The 18263-nt window shown below is 74.2% G+C and carries 19 protein-coding genes; 7 read left to right on the top strand and 12 right to left on the bottom strand.

Going from position 1 to position 18263, the window contains the following annotated elements:
- Window positions 1-24: 24 nt before the first annotated feature.
- Both ACTMS2_RS22390 and ACTMS2_RS22395 read right to left on the bottom strand, forming a co-directional pair.
- The gene (locus ACTMS2_RS22390) at window positions 25-1056 is read right to left on the bottom strand and encodes an extracellular catalytic domain type 2 short-chain-length polyhydroxyalkanoate depolymerase (protein WP_441177142.1); all 1032 of its coding nucleotides are present in this window, start codon (window positions 1054-1056) and stop codon (window positions 25-27) included.
- 155 nt (window positions 1057-1211) lie between these two features.
- Entirely contained in the window at window positions 1212-1523 is a 312-nt protein-coding gene (locus ACTMS2_RS22395) for a hypothetical protein (RefSeq protein ID WP_441177143.1), read from the bottom strand.
- 117 nt (window positions 1524-1640) lie between these two features.
- Here ACTMS2_RS22395 and ACTMS2_RS22400 point away from each other — a divergent pair, with 117 nt between their 5' ends.
- Together ACTMS2_RS22400 and ACTMS2_RS22405 are read left to right on the top strand one after the other, a co-directional pair.
- Window positions 1641-2003, top strand: a complete 363-nt coding sequence (locus tag ACTMS2_RS22400; protein ID WP_441177144.1) for an ArsR/SmtB family transcription factor — start codon at window positions 1641-1643, stop codon at window positions 2001-2003.
- The gene (locus ACTMS2_RS22405) at window positions 2000-2485 is read left to right on the top strand and encodes an SRPBCC family protein (protein WP_441177145.1); all 486 of its coding nucleotides are present in this window, start codon (window positions 2000-2002) and stop codon (window positions 2483-2485) included. The genes ACTMS2_RS22400 and ACTMS2_RS22405 overlap by 4 nt, the downstream gene beginning before the upstream one ends.
- Before the next feature lie 25 nt (window positions 2486-2510).
- Here ACTMS2_RS22405 and ygiD read toward each other — a convergent pair whose 3' ends face one another.
- From ygiD to ACTMS2_RS22420, 3 genes are all read right to left on the bottom strand, one after another.
- Window positions 2511-3380, bottom strand: a complete 870-nt coding sequence (gene ygiD, locus ACTMS2_RS22410) for a 4,5-DOPA dioxygenase extradiol (RefSeq protein WP_441177146.1) — start codon at window positions 3378-3380, stop codon at window positions 2511-2513.
- Window positions 3381-3480: 100 nt separating this feature from the next.
- On the bottom strand, window positions 3481-3699 hold the full coding sequence (locus ACTMS2_RS22415) for a hypothetical protein (protein ID WP_089000245.1): 219 nt from the start codon (window positions 3697-3699) through the stop codon (window positions 3481-3483).
- A 76-nt stretch (window positions 3700-3775) separates the two neighbouring features.
- Window positions 3776-4378: an MBL fold metallo-hydrolase gene (locus ACTMS2_RS22420; RefSeq protein ID WP_441177147.1), complete on the bottom strand. Its 603-nt coding sequence runs from the start codon at window positions 4376-4378 to the stop codon at window positions 3776-3778.
- Window positions 4379-4517: 139 nt separating this feature from the next.
- On the opposite strand from ACTMS2_RS22420, the gene ACTMS2_RS22425 reads away from it, so the two are divergent.
- Entirely contained in the window at window positions 4518-6116 is a 1599-nt protein-coding gene (locus tag ACTMS2_RS22425; RefSeq protein WP_441177148.1) for an LLM class flavin-dependent oxidoreductase, read from the top strand.
- A 34-nt stretch (window positions 6117-6150) separates the two neighbouring features.
- On the top strand, window positions 6151-6582 hold the full coding sequence (locus ACTMS2_RS22430) for an archease (RefSeq protein ID WP_441177149.1): 432 nt from the start codon (window positions 6151-6153) through the stop codon (window positions 6580-6582).
- Window positions 6583-6615: 33 nt separating this feature from the next.
- On the opposite strand, the gene ACTMS2_RS22435 is transcribed toward ACTMS2_RS22430, so the two are convergent.
- The 7 genes from ACTMS2_RS22435 to ACTMS2_RS22465 form a co-directional block, all read right to left on the bottom strand.
- Window positions 6616-8034, bottom strand: coding sequence for an RtcB family protein (locus tag ACTMS2_RS22435; RefSeq protein WP_441177150.1), 1419 nt, complete (start codon window positions 8032-8034; stop codon window positions 6616-6618).
- A 28-nt stretch (window positions 8035-8062) separates the two neighbouring features.
- Window positions 8063-8677 carry a GNAT family N-acetyltransferase gene (locus tag ACTMS2_RS22440; RefSeq protein WP_441177151.1) on the bottom strand — a complete coding sequence of 205 codons (615 nt, stop codon included), beginning with the start codon at window positions 8675-8677 and terminating at the stop codon, window positions 8063-8065.
- Window positions 8678-8768: 91 nt separating this feature from the next.
- Window positions 8769-9638, bottom strand: a complete 870-nt coding sequence (locus ACTMS2_RS22445; RefSeq protein WP_441177237.1) for a carbohydrate ABC transporter permease — start codon at window positions 9636-9638, stop codon at window positions 8769-8771.
- Between the two features lie 38 nt (window positions 9639-9676).
- Window positions 9677-10717, bottom strand: coding sequence for an ABC transporter ATP-binding protein (locus ACTMS2_RS22450; protein ID WP_441177152.1), 1041 nt, complete (start codon window positions 10715-10717; stop codon window positions 9677-9679).
- On the bottom strand, window positions 10714-12048 hold the full coding sequence (locus tag ACTMS2_RS22455) for an ABC transporter substrate-binding protein (protein ID WP_441177153.1): 1335 nt from the start codon (window positions 12046-12048) through the stop codon (window positions 10714-10716). The genes ACTMS2_RS22450 and ACTMS2_RS22455 overlap by 4 nt, the downstream gene beginning before the upstream one ends.
- Before the next feature lie 2 nt (window positions 12049-12050).
- The gene (locus ACTMS2_RS22460; RefSeq protein ID WP_441177238.1) at window positions 12051-12905 is read right to left on the bottom strand and encodes a carbohydrate ABC transporter permease; all 855 of its coding nucleotides are present in this window, start codon (window positions 12903-12905) and stop codon (window positions 12051-12053) included.
- Window positions 12906-12931: 26 nt separating this feature from the next.
- A complete protein-coding gene (locus ACTMS2_RS22465) occupies window positions 12932-15724 on the bottom strand; it encodes an exo-alpha-sialidase (protein ID WP_441177154.1) in 2793 nt (930 codons plus the stop codon).
- Between the two features lie 172 nt (window positions 15725-15896).
- On the opposite strand from ACTMS2_RS22465, the gene ACTMS2_RS22470 reads away from it, so the two are divergent.
- The 3 genes from ACTMS2_RS22470 (at window position 15897) to ACTMS2_RS22480 (ending at window position 18200) form a co-directional block, all read left to right on the top strand.
- Window positions 15897-16709, top strand: coding sequence for an SDR family oxidoreductase (locus ACTMS2_RS22470; protein WP_441177155.1), 813 nt, complete (start codon window positions 15897-15899; stop codon window positions 16707-16709).
- 170 nt (window positions 16710-16879) lie between these two features.
- Window positions 16880-17749 (top strand): pentapeptide repeat-containing protein, encoded by an 870-nt coding sequence (locus ACTMS2_RS22475; protein ID WP_441177156.1) that lies wholly within the window; start codon window positions 16880-16882, stop codon window positions 17747-17749.
- Window positions 17750-17963: 214 nt separating this feature from the next.
- Complete coding sequence (locus tag ACTMS2_RS22480) at window positions 17964-18200, top strand: preprotein translocase YidC (RefSeq protein WP_441177157.1); 237 nt, start codon at window positions 17964-17966, stop codon at window positions 18198-18200.
- The last annotated feature ends 63 nt before the right edge of the window (window positions 18201-18263 follow it).

An 18263-nucleotide genomic window follows, 5' to 3' on the forward strand; every position in this document is an offset into this window, starting at 1 on the left:
CCGGGGCCCCGCCCGGGCGGCGGCTCAGCCGTCCAGCCGGCGCACCATGTTCATGATCGTCTCAACCTGGGCGCCGCCCTTGATCGGGTAGTTCGTCGCGCCCAGGTAGCCCCACCAGTCCCAGCAGCCGTTCGGGTTCGTGGCGACGGCGCGCGCCTGGGGGTAGAGCACGATCAGCTGGTTGGTGTCGGCGTACTGGTTGAGGTTCGCCCGGTCCACGAAGGCGGTGCCGACCGCGCCGTGGCCCTGGAGGCAGCCGTGGAGTGCGACGAGCAGCCGGCAGGACTGCCCGGCGGCGCAGGACGCCGGCACGTAGGCGAACCCGTCGGCGGCCATGCTCAGGCCGTCGGCCCAGCCGTTGACCGCGTACGTGTGCTGGCTGAACCGGATCAGGCTGCCGCCCAGCGGGCCGGTGTTCGGCGCCCGTACGCTGCCGAGCAGTTTGCGCAGCAGGGCGCTCTGCGGGTCGGTGCCGCAGTCGGCGAGGAACGGCGACGCCGTGGTGGCGCACCCCAGGGTCCCGTACGGGGTGACCCAGGCGTGGCCGGCCGGGGTGCCGCTGTCGTACTGCACGCTGGCACCGAAGTGCTGGTAGTACCGGACCAGGTCGTCGGTGACGGACTTCTGGACCACGGTGTCGTTGGTGCCGTGCAAGACGTACACGGGATCGCCGGACAGGTTGCCCACGGGGTCGACCCAGCCGTAGGAGGCCCACGTCCGGGTGTACGCCTGTAGGGCCGACACGTTCGTGGGGTACACGTTGTCGCCGCAGCCGTCGAGCGCCTGGGCGACGTTGTTCTGCGCGCAGTAGTACGGTCCCGCGGCGAAGACCGCCGCGCCCCGGATCCGCGACGAGTAGGCGACGTGGAGCTGGGTGGCCATGTAGCCACCGGAGGAGACGCCGGCGACGTAGACGCCGGAGACGTTGTAGGGGCGCAGCGTGCCGGCGACCGGGGCCTTGGTGGCGGGGGCGGCGGCCTGGGCGGGGGCGGTGGCGGTGAGGACGAGCAGCAGGGCGGTGACGAGGGCGGCGGTGGCCCTCAGCGGTGTGGTCATGGCGCTCTCCTGTCCGGGAGCGGGGCGGTGGTGCCGGCGTGCGCAGACGCTAACGTGACGCCGGGCACAGTGGACATGAGTGCCGCCGACACCTCGGGCGTCGCCGGTGTGTCCGGGACCGACACAGCGACGCCCCGCGACCGGCCCGGTCGGCCCTACTCGGCGCGCCAGACGGCCTCGCGGGGCGGGCCGGGCTCGGCCCAGCACAGCCCGCCGCGGGCCGCCACGCCGGGCAGCCCCTCGACCATCCGGCTGATGTCCACCACGGACGCCAGCGACACCACGATGTCGTTGCGCAGGTCCGCCACCGCCGTCTCGAGGTCTTCCTCCTCGGCGGGCCAGTCGATGACGGCGGCCCGCAGGTCGGCCACCGCGTACTCGGTGAGCACCTGCGGGTCGGTCACGGCCACGGTGAGCCGGCAGTACACGTTGAGGGTGAGCGGTTCCGGGGTGCCGGCGTCGGTCATGGCATCAGCATGGCCCACGCGCGGCCGTTGAGGAACGCCGCCGGCCGGTCGGAGGCCGCCGCCGGCGACTTCACTTAGGCCTTGACCTAAGTGAACGGCGTGGGCATACTTAGGCTCATGCCTAAGCAATTGGGCGGCGGGGACGGCAGCGACGACGTGGCCCTGGATGGCGTGTTCCACGCGTTGTCGGACCCCACCCGCCGCCGGGTCGTCGAGCGGCTCGGTCGGGGTCCCGCCACGACCAGCGAGCTCGCCCGTCCGTTCGACATGGCACTGCCCTCGTTCACCCAGCACCTGGGCGTCCTGGAGCGCTCCGGCCTGGTGACGTCGGAGAAGAAGGGGCGGGTGCGCACCTACCGGCTCGCCCCCGAGTCGCTCGCCCACGTCGACAGCTGGCTCGCGGGCCAGCGCGCGATGTGGTCCCGACGCCTCGACCAACTCGACTCGATTCTGTACGACCTGAAGGAGCAGCAGACATGACCGCCTACCCGCACGTGGACCCGGATCTCGACCTCGTCCTGACGCGCACCGTCGACGTCGCGCCCGAGCTGGTCTGGAAGGCCTGGACGACGCCCGAGCTGCTCGTGAAGTGGTTCGCCCCCCGGCCCTGGTCGACCTCCGCCTGCGAGATCGACCTTCGGCCCGGCGGCAGGTTCCACACCGTGATGCGCTCGCCCGAGGGCGAGGAGTACCCGAGCACCGGTTGCATCCTCGTCGTCGAGGAGGGCTCGACGCTGGCCTTCACCTCGGGGCTGGGCCCCGGCTTCCGTCCCCAGGTCGGCGGCGACGGCTTCCCGTTCACCGCGATCATCCGGATCGAGGGCACCGGCGGCGGCACGACGTACACCGCCACGGCGATCCACGCCGACGCCTCGGCGAGGAAGTCGCACGAGGAGATGGGCTTCATCGAGGGCTGGAGCGCCGCGCTGGACCAGCTGGTCGAGGTCGTCAAGGCCCGCTGACCGCGGCGACGCCCCCGGGCTGCCCTCAGATGTTGGCCGACTCGGGCGGCACGTCGGTCGGCAGGGCCGGCGCGCCGGCCAGCGGGGCGTCGGTGCGGCAGGACAACCCCAGCGTGTAGGCGGTCATCGACAGCGACCCGTACGCGTACCCGTCCACCAGCACCTGCGCGCCGTTGCCGGCCGCGCCGGCGAGGCCGGCCAGGTAGAGCAGCGGGATGAAGTGGTCCGGCGTCGGCACGGCGCGGCCGAAGTCGCGGTGGGCGTCCAGCGCGGCCACCTCGGTCGGCCCGCCGAGCATCACGTCCTTGGCCGCCTCGTCGAACCGCCGCGCCCAGTCGAAGCCCTCGTCGAGCATGCGCGGATCCACCCCCCGCAGGTTGTGCACCACGTTGCCGCTGGCCACGACGAGCACCCCGCGCTCGCGCAGCGGGGCGAGCCTCGCGCCCAGGTCCAGATGGTGGTCCAGGCCCTTGAACGCGTTGATGCTGAGCTGCACGACCGGGACGTCGGCGTCGGGAAACGCGTGGGTGAGCACCGACCAGGTGCCGTGGTCGATCCCCCACGAGTCGACGTCCGCCCCGACCCAGGTGGGATGGACGACGTCGGCGACCTCCTCGGCCAGCTCCGGCAGGCCGGGCGCGGGGTAGGCGACGTCGAACAACTCCTGCGGGAAGCCGTAGAAGTCGTGGATCGTCCTCGGCCGGGGCATCGCGGTGACGGCGGTGGCGCCGATGTACCAGTGCGCCGACACCACCAGGATCGCCCGGGGTCGCGAAACCGCCCGCCCGAAGGCGCGCCACGCCTGCGTGTAGCGGTTGAGCTCCAGCGCGTTCATCGGACTGCCGTGACCGATGAACGCGGCCGGCATCACCACCGGAACGGTCCCGCCGCTCATGCTGCTCCCCCCGCCGTGGTCACCCTAACCAACGTCGGGGGGAGCAGCCGGCCAACGCCGACCGTGACCGGCCGTCACCGCCCGGTGCCGGCGGTCGCCGTCAGTCGGACACCTCGCGCCAGGCGGGATGGTTGCCGCGCCACGCGCCGGCCAGAATGACCGCCGACGTCCGACCGGGGCATTCCTGCACCCGGGAGCGGCCGGATTCGCCGCCGATCCGTACCTGTACGTCCCATCGCTGCCCGTCGGTACGGATGTACACGTCCCGACGCCCACGCTGCGACGTGTCGCCGTTCCACCAGTGTTCTTCGACCCTCACCCCGCGACCGTATAGCAGTTCGCCCGTGGACGACACGGCCGGTGTCGGTGAAGATCACCCCTGGGTGGGTCACCGGTCAGGCGGACTCCCCCGCCGCCAGGTGGCGGTAGCCGGGCACGGTCTCGGCGAACCAGCCGTTCACGCTGCTCAGGCCGCGCTCGTTGAGCTGCGCGTCGTGGATCGGGAACACCCGATCGGCCCCCACGGCGGTGGCGAAGTCGATCGCCTCGGTGAGCTTCAGCCAGGACGCCTGGGCCGGGACCAGCAGCGTCTCGACCGGCCGGTCCGGCCGGTGCAGGGAGTCGCCCGGGTGGTAGACGGCGTCGCCGACCAGGTAGCCCAGGTTGACGCAGTCGGGCTGCCCGCCGTGGATGGCGGCGTGCCGACCGCCGAGCGCGGTCACGGCGAGGCCGGCGGCGGTGAACCGCTGGCCGGCGGCGACCCTGGTCACGGGCAGCGGCGCCAGGTCGGGCAGCACGGCGTCCGCCGGCACGAAGACCGGCACGCCGAGGCCCGCCAACCGGAGCACGTCGACGTGGTCGGTGTGCTCGTGGGTGACCAGCACGGCGTCCGCGCCGGCCAGGGCGCGCGGCTCGCTCCAGGTGCCGGGGTCGATGACCAGCACGCCGCCGTCGTGCTCCAGCCGGACACAGGAGTGGGTGAACTTCGTGATCCGCATCCGCCGACCGTACGCCCGGAGGCCCGCGGCGGTGGCCCCGCGACTCCGCCGGACGGCTCGGGACCACCCCCGCCCGCGGCGTCGCCGGGCAGGCGCCGGTGGCCGCGTGAGAGGCTGCGGAGCGGAAGGGAGTGCCGACATGAGCGACTACGGTCACCCGCTGGCCTTCGGGGCGTTCCTGACGCCCGGCAACGCCGAGCCGGGGCGGGTGGTGGGCCTCGCCATGCTGGCCGAGCAGGTCGGGTTCGACCTGGTCACCTTCCAGGACCACCCCTACCAGCCCGCGTTCCTCGACACGTGGACGCTGATGAGCTTCGTGGCGGCCCGGACCGGCACGGTGCGGCTGGCCGCCAACGTCACCAACCTGCCGCTGCGCCCACCGGCCGTCCTCGCCCGCGCCGTGGCGAGCCTCGACCTGCTCAGCGGCGGCCGGGTGGAGCTCGGTCTGGGCGCCGGCGCGTTCTGGGAGGCCATCGAGGCGATGGGCGGGCGCCGGCTCTCGCCCGGGCAGGGCGTACGGGCCCTGGCCGAGGCGATCGACGTCATCCGCCAGGTCTGGGACGTCGAGGCGCGCGGCGGCGTACGCGTCGACGGCGAGTTCCACCGCGTGGTCGGTGCGAAGCGGGGCCCCGCGCCCGCCCACGACGTGGGCATCTGGCTGGGCGCGTACAAGCCGCGGATGCTGGCGTTGACCGGGCGACGGGCCGACGGGTGGCTGCCGTCGCTGGCCTACCTGCAACCCGGCGACCTCGGCAGGGGCAACACGATCATCGACGACGCCCGGGAGGCCGGCCGGGAACCGGCCGACGTGCGCCGCCTGCTCAACGTCACCGGCCGCTTCGCTCCCGTCGGCCGGGGACCGCTGCACGGGCCCACCGAGCAGTGGGCGGAGGAGCTGGCCGACCTCGCGCTCAGCGACGGGGTCAGCACCTTCATCCTGGGCAGCGACGACCCCGAGGACCTGCGGCGCTTCGCCGCCGAGGTCGCCCCGGCCGTACGCGAACTCGTGGCCGGCGAGCGCGCGGGCGGCACCGCTGCCGCCGTGACCCCGGCGACGCCCGGGACCGTCGAGGCGCGGGCGGCACCCGGGGGCGCCGGGGCGCAGCCGCCGGACGCCGCGCGCCCGCCCGCCGGCGCGGCACCCCTCGCCGTCGTCCCCACGCCCGACGACGGCGTGCGCCGCAGCGCGATCCGGGTCTGGGACGAGGCCACGCGCCCCACCGGCCCCGCGCCCGACCCGGCGCGCACCTACAGCCCGCACGACCAGGCCGGCGCCCAGCACCTCATCGACGTGCACGACGGGCTGCGCGCCGAGCTGACCCGGCTGTACGACCTCGTCGAGCAGGTGGGCGCCGGGCTGGTCGACGCGGGCACGGCCCGTTCGCACATCAACACCATGACCATCCGGCAGAACAAGTGGACGCTGGGCACCTACTGCGAGTCGTACTGCCGGGTGGTCACCACCCACCACACGCTGGAGGACCGGGGCATCTTCCCGCACCTGCGCCACGGCGACGACCGCCTCGCCCCCGTGCTGGACCGGCTGGAGCAGGAGCACCACGCCATCCACGACGTGCTGGAACGCGTCGACCGGGCGCTGGTCGCGTTCGTCTCCGTCGCCGACGGGATGGCGGAGCTGCGCGCGGCGGTCGACCTGCTCAGCGACACCCTGCTGTCCCACCTCGCCTACGAGGAACGCGAACTCGTCGAGCCGATCGCCCGGCTCGGCCTGAACTGACCCCCCGTCGTACGGCGTGCCGGAGGATCGGGGCATGCCGCGAGCATCCGGGCGGGGACACCGCCGCCTGCCGCACACCGCCGACGTCCGCATCGAGGCGTGGGCGCCGACCCGACAGGAGTGCGTCGCCGAGGCGGTCGCCGCGCTGGTCGACACGTTCGTCGATCCCGGCGGGGCACGACCGGGCGCGCGGCGGGAGTTCCACGCGCCGGCCGGCGACGACGACGCGGACCTGCTGGTGGGCGTACTCGACGAGGTGATCTTCCGGATGGAGACGGCGGGTGAGCTGCCGCTGCACACCGACGTGGCCGACGACGGCGCCGGCGGCCTGCGGGTGCGCTGGCGCACGGCGGACACCGACGCCGTCGAGCTGGTCGGCGCGGTACCGAAGGCCGTCTCCCTGCACGGGCTGCGCTTCGGCCCCGACGGCGCGGGCTGGTCCTGCGCGGTGACGCTGGACGTGTGAGCCCCACGCCCGGCCCCACCCCGCGTCGCCCGCTCAGCCCTTCACCACGCCGAGCGGGACCAGCCGGGCCACCTTGCGGCACAGCCCGGCGCCCTCGGCGGCGGCCACCACCGCCGAGACGTCCTTGTACGCCGTCGGCATCTCCTCGGCCAGGCCGCGCCGCGACGCACCGCGCACCGCGATGTCCTGCGCCTCCAACTGGACACGCGGGTCCAGCCCACGCTCCGAGCGCACGGCCTGCCTGCGGCTCTGCACCCGGCCGGCCCCGTGGCAGGTGGACGCGAAGGCAGGCGACCCCGGCACGCCGGTGAGCACGTACGAGCCGGTGCCCATGGAGCCGGGGATCAGCACCGGCTGGCCCACGCCCCGCAGGTCGTCGGGCAGCTCGTCGTGCCCGGGCGGCAGCGCCCGCGTGGCGCCCTTGCGGTGCACGCACAGCGCGCGCGGCGCGCCGTCGACGTCGTGCGTCTCGATCTTCGCGAGGTTGTGCGAGATGTCGTAGACCAGGTCGAGACGGCTGCCGGTGACCCGGGCGAAGACCCTGCGGGCGGCGTCGGCCAGCAGTTGCCGGTTGGCCCGGGCGTAGTTGGCGGCGGCGGCCATCGCGCCCAGGTAGGCGCGGCCCTCCGCGGAGGAGACCGGGGCGCAGGCGAGCTGGCGGTCCGGCACGTGGATGCCGTGGCGGGCCATCACCTTCTCCATCTTCCGCACGTAGTCGGTGCAGATCTGGTGGCCCAGCCCCCGGGACCCGCAGTGGATCATCACGCAGACCTGGCCGGGGCGCAGCCCGAAGGCGGTCGCCACGGCGTCGTCGTACACCTCGTCGACGGCCTGCACCTCGAGGAAGTGGTTGCCGGAACCGAGGCTGCCGACCTGGCCCGCGCCGCGCTCGATCGCCCGCTCGCTCACCCGCGCCGGATCGGCGTCGCCGACGGCCCCGGCGTCCTCGCAGCGCTCCAGGTCCCGCTGCACGCCGAAGCCGCGCTCGACGGCGTAGCGGGAGCCGCCGCGCAGCACCGCGTCGAGTTCCGCGCGGTTGGACAGGTGCCACACCGCGCCCCTGCCCATGCCGCGCGGGGTCGCCTCGCCCAGCCCGTCCATCAGCGCGTCGAGGCGGGGCCGCAACCCGTCGCGGTCGGTGTCGGCGGCGAGCAGCCGCACGCCGCAGGAGATGTCGAAGCCCACCCCGCCGGGCGAGACCACTCCGCCGCGCGCGACGTCGGTGGCGGCCACGCCGCCGATCGGGAACCCGTAGCCCCAGTGCACGTCGGGCATGGCGTACGAGGCGTCGACGATGCCGGGCAGCGTGGCGACGTTCGCGACCTGCTCCAACGACCTGTCCTCCCCGGCGTCGGGCAGCAGCGACCGGGACGCGAACACCACCCCCGGCACCCGCATCGGGTCGTGCCGGTCGATCCGGAAGCGGTACGGCGACTCCTCCACCAGCTCCATCCCCGGCGGCTACCCGGGCCGGCGGTCCCTACACCCGCTCGCCGGCCGCCGGCCGCCGCATCGCCCAGACGTCGGGCCCGCCGTCGGGCACCCGCGCCTGGCCGGTGACGGCGAAACCGAGCCGCCGGTAGAAGCGCACGTTCGGCTCCGACGAGGTCTCCAGCACCGCCGGCAGGCCGGCCCGGTCGGCCTCGGCCAGGCCGGGCGCCAGCACCCGGGCGCCCAACCCCCGGCCCTGGTCGGCACGGCGCACGCCGACGGTGGCGAGCAGCGACGCCGGCTCGGCCGACCGCAGCGCGGCGCAGGCCTCGTCGGCGGCGTGCAGCGCCGGCTGCCGGTCGCCGGCCAGCTCGGCGTTGCGGGCCGCGACGGCGGCCCAGACCTCGTCCGGCACCGGCCGGTCCGGGGGCAGCCAGACCGCCACCGCCGCCAGCCGGCCGGCGGGGTCCACCGCCGCCCAGACGTCACCGTAGGGCAGCCCGACGGCGGCGACGGTGCCGGCGAACATCGCCGCCAGCCGCTCCCGGTGCCGGTCGGCCGCCACCGTCCAGGCCATCCAGGGGTACCCGTCGAAGGCGTCGGCCAGCACGTCGGCCGCCTCGGCGGTCGACTCCGGCCCGATCCGGCGTACCTCGAACTCCATGTCGTCCTCCTCGCGCGCCGCCACCCGCGTCGGCGCAGTGCGCGATCATGCCACGACACCCGGGGCCGGCGCCCGCGGTTATCGGGGGTGCTCAGAGCCGGTAGAACGCCCGGTAGCGGCGGATCAGCCGCCACTGCACCAGCACCGCCGCCACGGTCAGCAGGATCATCACCAGGGTCGCGGCGGCCGCGTAGCCGTAGCGCAGGTACTCGAAGCCGGTGCGGTAGACGAACAGCGACAGGTAGGTGGTGGCGTACGGGGGCGGGCCGCCGTCGGTCACCACGAACGCCGGCACGAAGGAGAAGTGCAGGCTCTGGATGGCGTCGCGCACCGCCAGCAGCGCCAGCGCGGGCGCCATCAGCGGCAGCGTCACGCGGCGGAACACGTCCCAGCCGGTGGCGTCCTCGATCGCCGCCATCTCGTAGACGTCGCGGGGCAGCGCGCGGCGGGCGGCCAGCAGCACTACGAAGGTCTCGCCGATGGTGAACAGGCTCATTCCGATGATCGCCGTCCGGGCGTCGGTGGGGTCGGTGAGCCACTGCGGCGGGGTGCGCCCCAGCGCCGTCAGGCCGTTCTCCCCGCCCGTGCGCAGCAGCTGGTTGATCGGGCCGTAGAGGGGGTTGAGCAGCCAGAGCCAGAGCAGCCCGTAGGCGATCTCCGGCACCGCGGTCGGCAGCACGGCCGCGGTGCGGGCGCTGCCGACGCCGAGCGCCCGGCGGTGCAGCAGCAGCGCCAGGCCGAGGGCGAGCAGCATCCGCAGCGGTACGGCCACCAGCGCGAAGACCAGCGAGTTGGTCAGCGACACCCGGAACACCGGGTCGTCGGCCAGCGCCGCGAGATTGTCCAGCCCCACCCAGCGGGGCGGGCGCAGCAGGTCGTACTCGGTGAACGCCAGCCCCAGGGTGACGGCGGCGGGCAGCAGCACCAGGCCCACCAGCCCCACCAGGTACGGCGTGAGCATCAGCGCCAGCTGCCGGCGCGAGCGACGGTCGGGGCTCGTCACGGGGCGTACCGGCGCCCGGAGCCGGCGTGGAAGACGTGCGCGTCGGCCCAGCGCACCCCGACGCGTACCGGCACGCCGCGCTCGGGGCGGCGGGCGGCGGGCACCCGGGCGACCACGGGGTGCCCGCCGGCGAGGGTCAGGTACGCGTACGCGTCCTCGCCGACCACCTCGACCCGCTCGACGGTGGCGTCCGTGCCCACGGCGGCGTCGAGGACGACCGCCTCGGGACGAAAGCCGATCTCCATACCGTCGTGGTCGGCACCCGGGGCCGCGGCGCCGTCGGGGCGCAGCGGACCGTCGGCCGGGAGCAGGTTCATCGCCGGGGATCCGACGAAGCGGGCCACGAAGGTGGTGGCCGGGGTGCGCCAGATCTCGTCGGGGGTGCCGACCTGCTCGATGCGCCCGTCGCGCAGCACGGCGATCCGGTCGGCCAGCACCAGCGCCTCGGTCTGGTCGTGGGTGACGTGCACCATCGTCGCGCCCAGCCGGTCGTGCAGGGCCCGCAGTTCGGCGCGCATCTGCACCCGCAGCGCCTGGTCGAGGTTGGACAGCGGCTCGTCGAGCAGGAACACGTCCGGCTCGCGCACCAGCGCCCGGGCCAGTGCCACCCGCTGCCGTTCGCCGCCGGAGAGCTGCGCGGGCCGCCGGTCCAGCAGCCCGGCGCAGCCGACCGTCTCGGCCGCCGCGCGGGCCCGCTCGCGGGCCGCCGCGCGGGGCGTGTCACGCACCTCCAGGCCGAACGCGATGTTCTCGGCGACGCTCAGGTGCGGAAAGAGCGCGTACGACTGGAACACCATCGACACGTTGCGCCGGCCCGGGCGCTCGGCGGTGACGTCGCGGCCGGCGATGCGGACGCGGCCGGCGGTGACCGGCTCCAGGCCGGCGACGACCCGCAGCACGGTCGACTTGCCGGCGCCCGACGGGCCGAGCACCACCAGCAGCTCGCCCCGGGCGACGGCCAGGTCCACCTCGTGCAGCACGGTCGCGCCCCGGTAGGCGGCCGAGACCCCGGCCAGGGCCAGGCCAGGGTCGCTCATCCGTGCTCCCCGCGGGCGAAGATCGGGCGGGTCTGCCGGTCGAGTTCGCGGATCACGTCGTCGAGCCGGTCGCCCCGGTGCATGGCGTTCTCCAGGATGCCGTAGGTGACGTCCTCGATCTCCGGCCAGGTGGAGACGGTCGGCAGCGCCCGGACGGTGGGGATGGCGTCGAGGAAGACCTTCGCGCTGCGTGGCGGCTGGGCGGGGCCGAGGAACGCCGGGGACTGCGACACCCCGATGTGCGACGGGACGGTACGGCCGGTGGCCGCGACGATCCGCTGCCCCTCCTCGGCGATGGCGAACTCCAGGAACCGCCACGCGGCGTCCTTGTGCTTCGCGCCCCGCGTCATGCAGTACGCGTCGGAGTGCAGCACGCCGACCTGCTCCTTGTAGACGGGCAGCGGGGCGACGTCCCACTCGAAGCCGGTGATCGAGCGGAACGTGGTGGTGGAGCGGCGGGAACTCATCAGCATGGCGAGCCGGCCGTTGGCGAAGCGCGACTCGTCGTCCTCGGCCTCCACCTCCTCGTCGGTGGGCACCACCCCGTACGCCAGCCGCAGGTCGACGAGGTTCCTCAGCGCCTCCCGGGCTGCCGGGCCGTCCAGGGTGAGCCGGGTCGGCCTCGCCGGATCGTCGACGATCTCGCCGCCGCCGGACCAGACGAACGGGGCGAGCCGGATGATCGACGGCTCGACGCCGAGGCCGTGCACGGCCGGGCGCAGCGCCGCGCCCTCGCTCTCGGTGGCCTTGACCACCACGCCGCGGGAGTCGCGGGTCATCGCGGTCGCGGTGGCGACCAGGTCGTTCCAGGTCCAGCCGGCCCTCGGCTCGGGCACGCCGTACTTCGTGAACAGGGTGCGGTTGTAGTAGACGGCCAGGCTGGAGACGTTCTGCGGCAGGCAGAGCTGCCGGTCCTGCCAGCGGAAGGCGTTCCAGGCCACCGGGTAGTAGTCGGCCGGGTCGACGGCCTCGGAGGCGGCCAGCCGGTCGTCCAGCGGCTCGATGACGTCCTTGGCGGCGAACTGGCCGTAGAAGCGGTAGTTCATCAGGAACAGATCCGGCGGGGCGCCGCCGGCCACCGACGTGGCCAGCCGGGCCAGCAGGTCCTTGCGGTCGCTGGCCTCGACGAGCTGCACGTCGGCGCCGGGGCGGGCCTTCTCGTACGCCTCGACGAGGGTGCGGTAGGCGGCGAGTTCCTCGGGGGCGCCGAAGACCAGCAGCCGCACCGGAGCATCGGCGGACGACCCGGCGCCGGAGCCGCAGCCGGTGGCGGCCAGCACGGCGGTGAGCAGCAGCGCGAGCAGCGCCTTCGGTCGCGTCGTCGGTCGCATCGTCAGTCCCGTCCCGTCGGGTCGTCGTGGTGGAGGAAGCGCCGCTGGGCGAGCACGAAGACGGCCAGCGCCGGCACCGTGGCCAGCACCGCGCCGGCCAGGAACACCGGGAAGTTCGTCGGGTCCAGCACCGACAGGGAGCGCAGCGCCAGCGGCAGGGTGAACAGGTCGCGGTCGTAGACGTAGACCAGCGGGTCGAGGAAGTTCGACCAGGTGAGCACGAAGGTCAGCGCGGTGAGGCCGGCGGTGACCGGGCGCACCAGCGGCAGGGCCACCCGCCACCAGGTGCGCAGCGGCGAGAGGTCCGCCACCAGGCAGGCGTCGTAGAGGTCGCTCGGCAGCGCCCGGAACGCCAGGTGGTAGACCAGGACGTAGAGCGGCGAGGTGCCCAGCAGCGCCGGGGCGATCAGTGGCACCAGGGTGTCGGTCAGGCCGAGCGCCCGGAAGATCGCGAAGCGGGGCACGAGCAGCGCCGTGGCCGGCACCATCAGCGCGACCAGGGAGGCCGCCACGACCACGCCGGTGGCGCGCGGGGCGATCCGGGTCAGCGCGAAGCCCGCCAGGGAGGCGACGAGCACGCTCAGCGGCACGGCGACGACCGCGACCAGGACCGAGTTGAGCGAGGCGCGCAGCAGCCCGCCCAGCTCGACGGCCTGCTGGTAGCCGGTGGTGGAGACCGGCTCCGGTACGAGCTGCGGGGTGGGCGGCGGCGGCAGGCCCGGCTCGGTGAGCGAACCGGAGACCAGCAGCAGCAGCGGCGGGACGAAGACGAGCAGGACGAAGGCCGCGCCGAGGGTGCGCCAGGCGCGGCCGGCCGCCGCGGGCAGCGGTGAGGGGCCGCGCGCGCGGCCCCTCACCGTGTCGTTGCCGATGGTCACCTGCCTCAGAGCGTGAGCTGCCAGGCGCCGAGGCCGTGCGAGGCGGCGTAGAGCACCCGCTTGCCCGGCACGATGGTCAGCCCGGCGACCTCCACGTTCGGCATGCCCCGGGCCGCCTTCACCCAGGTCGTGCCGCCCTTGGCCAGCCGGAGCACGCCGAAGTCGGTGGCCGCGTAGAGGGTGCCCGTGACGTCGTCGCGGACCAGGTCGGTGATCGGCTGGTCGCCGAAGTCGTACGACCGGTCGGTCCAGGTCGCGCCCGCGCCCGCCAGCCGCACCTCGAACGCGTGCCCCAGGGTGGCCGGGGTGTTCGAGTTGAACCCGCTGTAGGAGACCCACGCCCGCGCCGGGTCGGCCGGGTCGACGTGGACGCTCGTGACGAAGCGGTTCGGCGTGGCGGCGGTGTCGATGCGCGTCCAGGTGACCGCCGACGCCGGCTCGGCGTCGACGTTGCGGGACACGAACACCCGGCCGGTGCTGGTGGCCGCGTACGCCGTGGACGAGTCGGAGGCGACGCGCTCGACGACCGAGACGGCGCCGCCGGCCCGGTCGCCCCACGCGGCGTCGGTCAGGTTGACCGTGCCCAGCGGCGCGAAGTCGCCGCACTGCGCCTCGAAGGTGCCGGTCCAGGTGTTGCAGATCCGGTTGGCCTCGGCCATGCTCCGGTCGCCCAGCCCGAACGTCTTCGTCCGGTAGACGGTGCGCGAGGTGCCGGCGAACATCGTGCCGCTCACCTTCGGGTCGCTGATCACCGGGGCGTAGAACAGGGTGCCCGGCTGCCCGAAGATCGGGTCCGAGATCGAGATCCAGCTGCCGACGTCGCCGCCCGCGAAGTTCACCTCGGGCGAGGCGTCGTAGAAGGTGTGGAAACGGAACTCCGGCCTGCCGACGTCGAAACCGGACGCGCCGCCGTCACCGATCATCGTGTTGACCCAGCGCCGGCGCTCGCCCTTGTTCTCCCAGGTGCCGTTGTCCTGGGTGCCGCCCTGCAGCAGCCGGTGGTCGTGCGGGCTGGCCGAGAGGCTGATGAACTGCAGCGTGTTCATGCCCTTGTTGATGCCGTCCAGCTTCGACGGGATCTTCGACAGCATCTGCTTGCAGCGGTCCTTCTGCGCCTGCGTGGTCAGGTTGCGGTCCGGGTTGTCGCACCAGGCCGACCGGTCCACGAACTGGCCGCTGGAGCGCATCACGCCGCCGTCGTTGGCCTCGAAGAACTGGTACGGGTTGCGCGGGTTGGTGACCAGGGCGTGCTGGTCGGGGTGCAGGCCGTTGGGGTGCACCTCGTCGGTGCCGTCGAAGGTCATGTCGGTGCCGCTGACGCCGGCGTCGGTGGAGAGCACCACGGCCCGCTTGTGGGCGACGGTCTCGCCGTAGACGTACGAGCCGCCCGTGTAGACGATGTCGGGGTGCCCGGCCGGGGTGTGCACGAACACGTCGTACCAGCACTGGCCGGTGCACTGGTTGTAGGTGGCGTAGCCCGGGTCGGCCGGGTTGGCGCTGGTCAGGTCGGCGAACGCGGGGGCGTCGCCGGCCACGTCGTCGCTGCGGAACAGCCGCGAGTACGGGTTGCCGAGGTTGCCCTCGTAGACGTACATGCGGGTCTTGCCGTTCGGCAGGGCGGTCACGTCGATCGCGGCCCGGGTCTGGAAGACCGCCGGGTTCAGCGACGGCTTGATCTGCGTCCAGGTGGCGCCGGCGTCCGCGGAGCGCCAGACCCCCCGGGCGTACGAGGAGGCGTAGACGGTGTTCGCGTCGCGCGGGTCGAGCTTGACGTAGCGCACGCCGCGCGGCGAGCAGGCGGCCGTGTTGTTGTATTCCGCGGCGCTGCCCGTGCACTGGGTGGCGTCGGCCGAGCCGTTGTGGATGAACTTCCAGTTCGCGCCGCCGTCGGTGGACTTGTAGAGGCCCCACTTCTCGGCGTCGGGCACGGGCCGGGTGACGCCCGTGCAGCAGGAGCTGGACATGCCGCGCAGGGCGGTGGTGGTGGCGACGTAGAGCGTTCTCGGGTCGCCCGGCTTGACGGTGATCTCGCCGATGCCCTTGCCGGCGAGGGCGTCCTTGCCCAGCGGTCCCTTCCAGGTGACGCCGCCGTTCGTCGACTTGTAGAGCCCGACGCCGGCGACGCAGCCGGAGGCGCAGGTGTTGGCCTCACCGGTGCCGACGTAGATGGTCAGCCCCGTCTTGTCGTTGCGGTCGATCTTGACCGAGCCGGCCGCGTTGATACCCAGCGGCCCGCCCAGGTAGAACCACTTGGGCTCGGCCGCGAGGATGTTCAGGGTGCCCCAGACGCCGCCGCCGGCCGGCGTGACGTACGCCCGGCAGAGCAGGGCGTTGCAGTCCGGGGCGATGTCGATGGAGGTGACCCGGCCGCCCGCGACGTACGCGTTCGGCACGTAGTTGGAGGCGTTGCGGAACTCGGTGAACGGGTAGAGGGCCTCGCTCGGGCCGATGTTCGTCCAGCCGCGGGTGCCGCCGGCGCGCCGCTCGGCGGCGGCGTACGCCGACTTGGAGCGGTCGACCTGGGCGATGCTGATCGTGTTGGCCGGGTACGCGCGCTCCAGGAACTCCTGCTGCGCGGCGTTGCCGGGCCCGTCCGGCGACATGCCGTCGCTGCCCGGCACGGCTTGGCGCAGCCGTTCCATGTGGGCGCCGAGCGCCCCCGGCATCTCCCCGTCGCCGGCCGCGGCGACGGGGGTCGGCACCTCGGCGCCGGCGAAGTGGATTCCGATGAGACCGGTCGATGCCACCAGGGCACCGACCGCCAGTCCTGCGAGCAGATGGCGACGTCTGCGCTTCACGAGGTCCCTCCGGCAGATGAAAGGCGCCACCACAGTGCGGCCCTCCGGATTGGCGACCGTCGCTGGCAGCGTCCACGGTGGAGAATGTCAGAGCGCATCGACGCAGACAATCCCCTGCATGGACGGGGATCGACGCATGGTTGCATTCGCATGGAACGGGTAGTGCGCCGACATGCCATCGCGTTACGAGAACTACCCGAGGATCGCCATCGTCACGGGCGCCGATTCCGGCATCGGCCGGGCCTGCGCCGTCGCCCTCGCCGGGGCCGGCTTCGACGTCGGCGTCACCTGGCACCGCGACGCCGGGGGCGCCGAGCGGACCGCCGCCGAGGTACGCGCCGCCGGCCGGCGCTGCGAGGTCGCCCACCTGGACCTGACCCGGCTGCCGGGGGCCGACGCGGTCGTCGACGAGCTGGCCGACCGCCTCGGCGGCCTTGGCGTACTCGTCAACAACGCCGGCACCGGGGCGTCCACACCGTTCGTCGACACCGGCTGGGAGCAGTGGCGCGAGGTGCTCTCCGTCGACCTAGACGGGCCGTTCCTGTGCGGGCAGCGGGCCGCCCGGCGGATGCGCGCCGCGGGCCTGGGCGGCCGGATCGTCAACATCACCAGCGTGCACGAGCACGCGCCCCGGGTCGGCTCGGCCGCGTACTGCGCCGCGAAGGGCGGGCTCGGCCTGCTGACCAGGGTGATGGCGCAGGAACTGGCGGCGGACGGCATCACCGTCAACGCGGTCGCCCCGGGTGAGATCGCCACCCCGATGACCGGCCAGGAGGACGTGGACCCGTTCACGCAGGAACGCCCCGGGGTGCCCGTCGGGCGCCCGGGGGACGCGCGGGAGGTGGCCGCCGTGGTCGCGCTGCTCTCCTCGCCCGCCGCCGCGTACGTCACGGGCGCGTCCTGGCCGGTCGACGGCGGCATGCTGATGATGGGCCCGCAGGCCAACGCGCTGGAATCGCACGACTGGCGTTCGGTGGAGGGCTGAGCGCAGGCGTGACCCCCGCCGGCAGCGCAGCCGGTGCGCTGCGGCTCCCCCGCGCCCGGGCGTGGGCCGCGCACCCTGCGGCCCGGTGGTCTCGCGGGGGCGGGACAATGGGTGCCTCCGCCCGCGAGGCCGCCGGCGGAAAGCCCCCGAACGGCAGGAGAACGGTCAGCGTGTCGGAGACCCCCGAGGCGGCGTCGGTGGCGGACGGGCTGCGCGCCGACTGCGCCCGGTGCTTCGGGCTCTGCTGCGTCGCACCGGCCTTCTCCGCGTCCGCCGACTTCGCCATCGACAAGCCCGCCGGCCAGCCCTGCCCGAACCTGCGGGCCGACTCGCGCTGCGGCATCCACGCCGACCTGCGCGACCGGGGCTTTCCCGGCTGCACCGTCTTCGACTGCTTCGGCGCCGGGCAACGGGTGGCCCAGACCACCTTCGCTGGCCGGGACTGGCGCGACGCGCCGCAGACCGCGCCGCTCATGTTCGACACGTTCGCGGTGATGCGGCCGCTGCACGAACTGCTCTGGTACCTGACCGAGGCCCTCGCGACGCGCCCACCGCAGCCGCTGCGCGGCGAGTTGTCCGTCGCGCTCGGCGAGACCGAGCGGCTGGCCCGGGAGCCCGCCGAGACGCTGGTGGCGCTCGACGTGGACGCGTACCGGGGGCGGGTCAACCCGCTGCTGTCGCGCGCCGGGGACGCGGCGCGGAGCCGGGGTGGCCGGCCGGGCGCGGACCGGCGGGGCGCCCAACTGTTCGGCGTCGACCTGCGCCGGGCCGACCTGCGCCGGGCGAACCTGCGCGGGGCCCTGCTGATCGGCGCCGACCTGCGCGGCGTCGACCTCGGCCTGGCCGACCTCACCGGCGCCGACCTGCGCGGGGCCGACCTGCGCGGCGCGGACCTCTCGGGGGCCCTGTTCCTGCATCAGGCGCAACTCGACGCGGCCCGGGGCGACGGACACACCGCCCTGCCGCACGGCCGTACCCGCCCCCACCACTGGTCACCCCTGTCGCTGACCCCCCGCCGTTCCCGCCCGTCACCTTCTTGACGCGGCTCGGAACTCCCCGGTCGCCCCGCCCCTTGGTCGGTTGGCGGTCGGGCTTCTCGACACGCCGGCGAACGAGTAGCTCGTCTGCCAACGAGCGAGTGTGCGCCCCCGCCTGCAACGCGGACCCGTCGTCTCGGGGCGGGTGGGTTTCGGGTGGGGGGGTTGGGGGTAGGCGGGGGCTCGACGGAGCGGTGGACGGGACGGGGAGGCAGCGGTGGGGTATCGGGCGCGCGACGGTGAACTGCCGGTCGACCCGGCGCACGCCGAGGACGAGGCCGGCCAGGCCCGGCTGGTCCAGGTCGAGGCGGACACCGACGTCCCGGCGCCGGCCGATACGACGCAGAAGCCCGACCTGGTCACCGAGGACGACGGCTCCGGCATGGCGGGCGGCGCGTCGGGCAGTTCCAGCGGCGGCTCCACCATGCCGGGCCACCCGGACGCGCCACGCTGACCAACCACGGGGCGGAACACCACGACGCCGAGCGGCAGTCGGGCGCTTGTGCAGCCGGCAGGC

It is taken from the genome of Micromonospora sp. SD12 (assembly GCF_052068495.1).
GTDB lineage: Bacteria > Actinomycetota > Actinomycetes > Mycobacteriales > Micromonosporaceae > Micromonospora > Micromonospora echinofusca.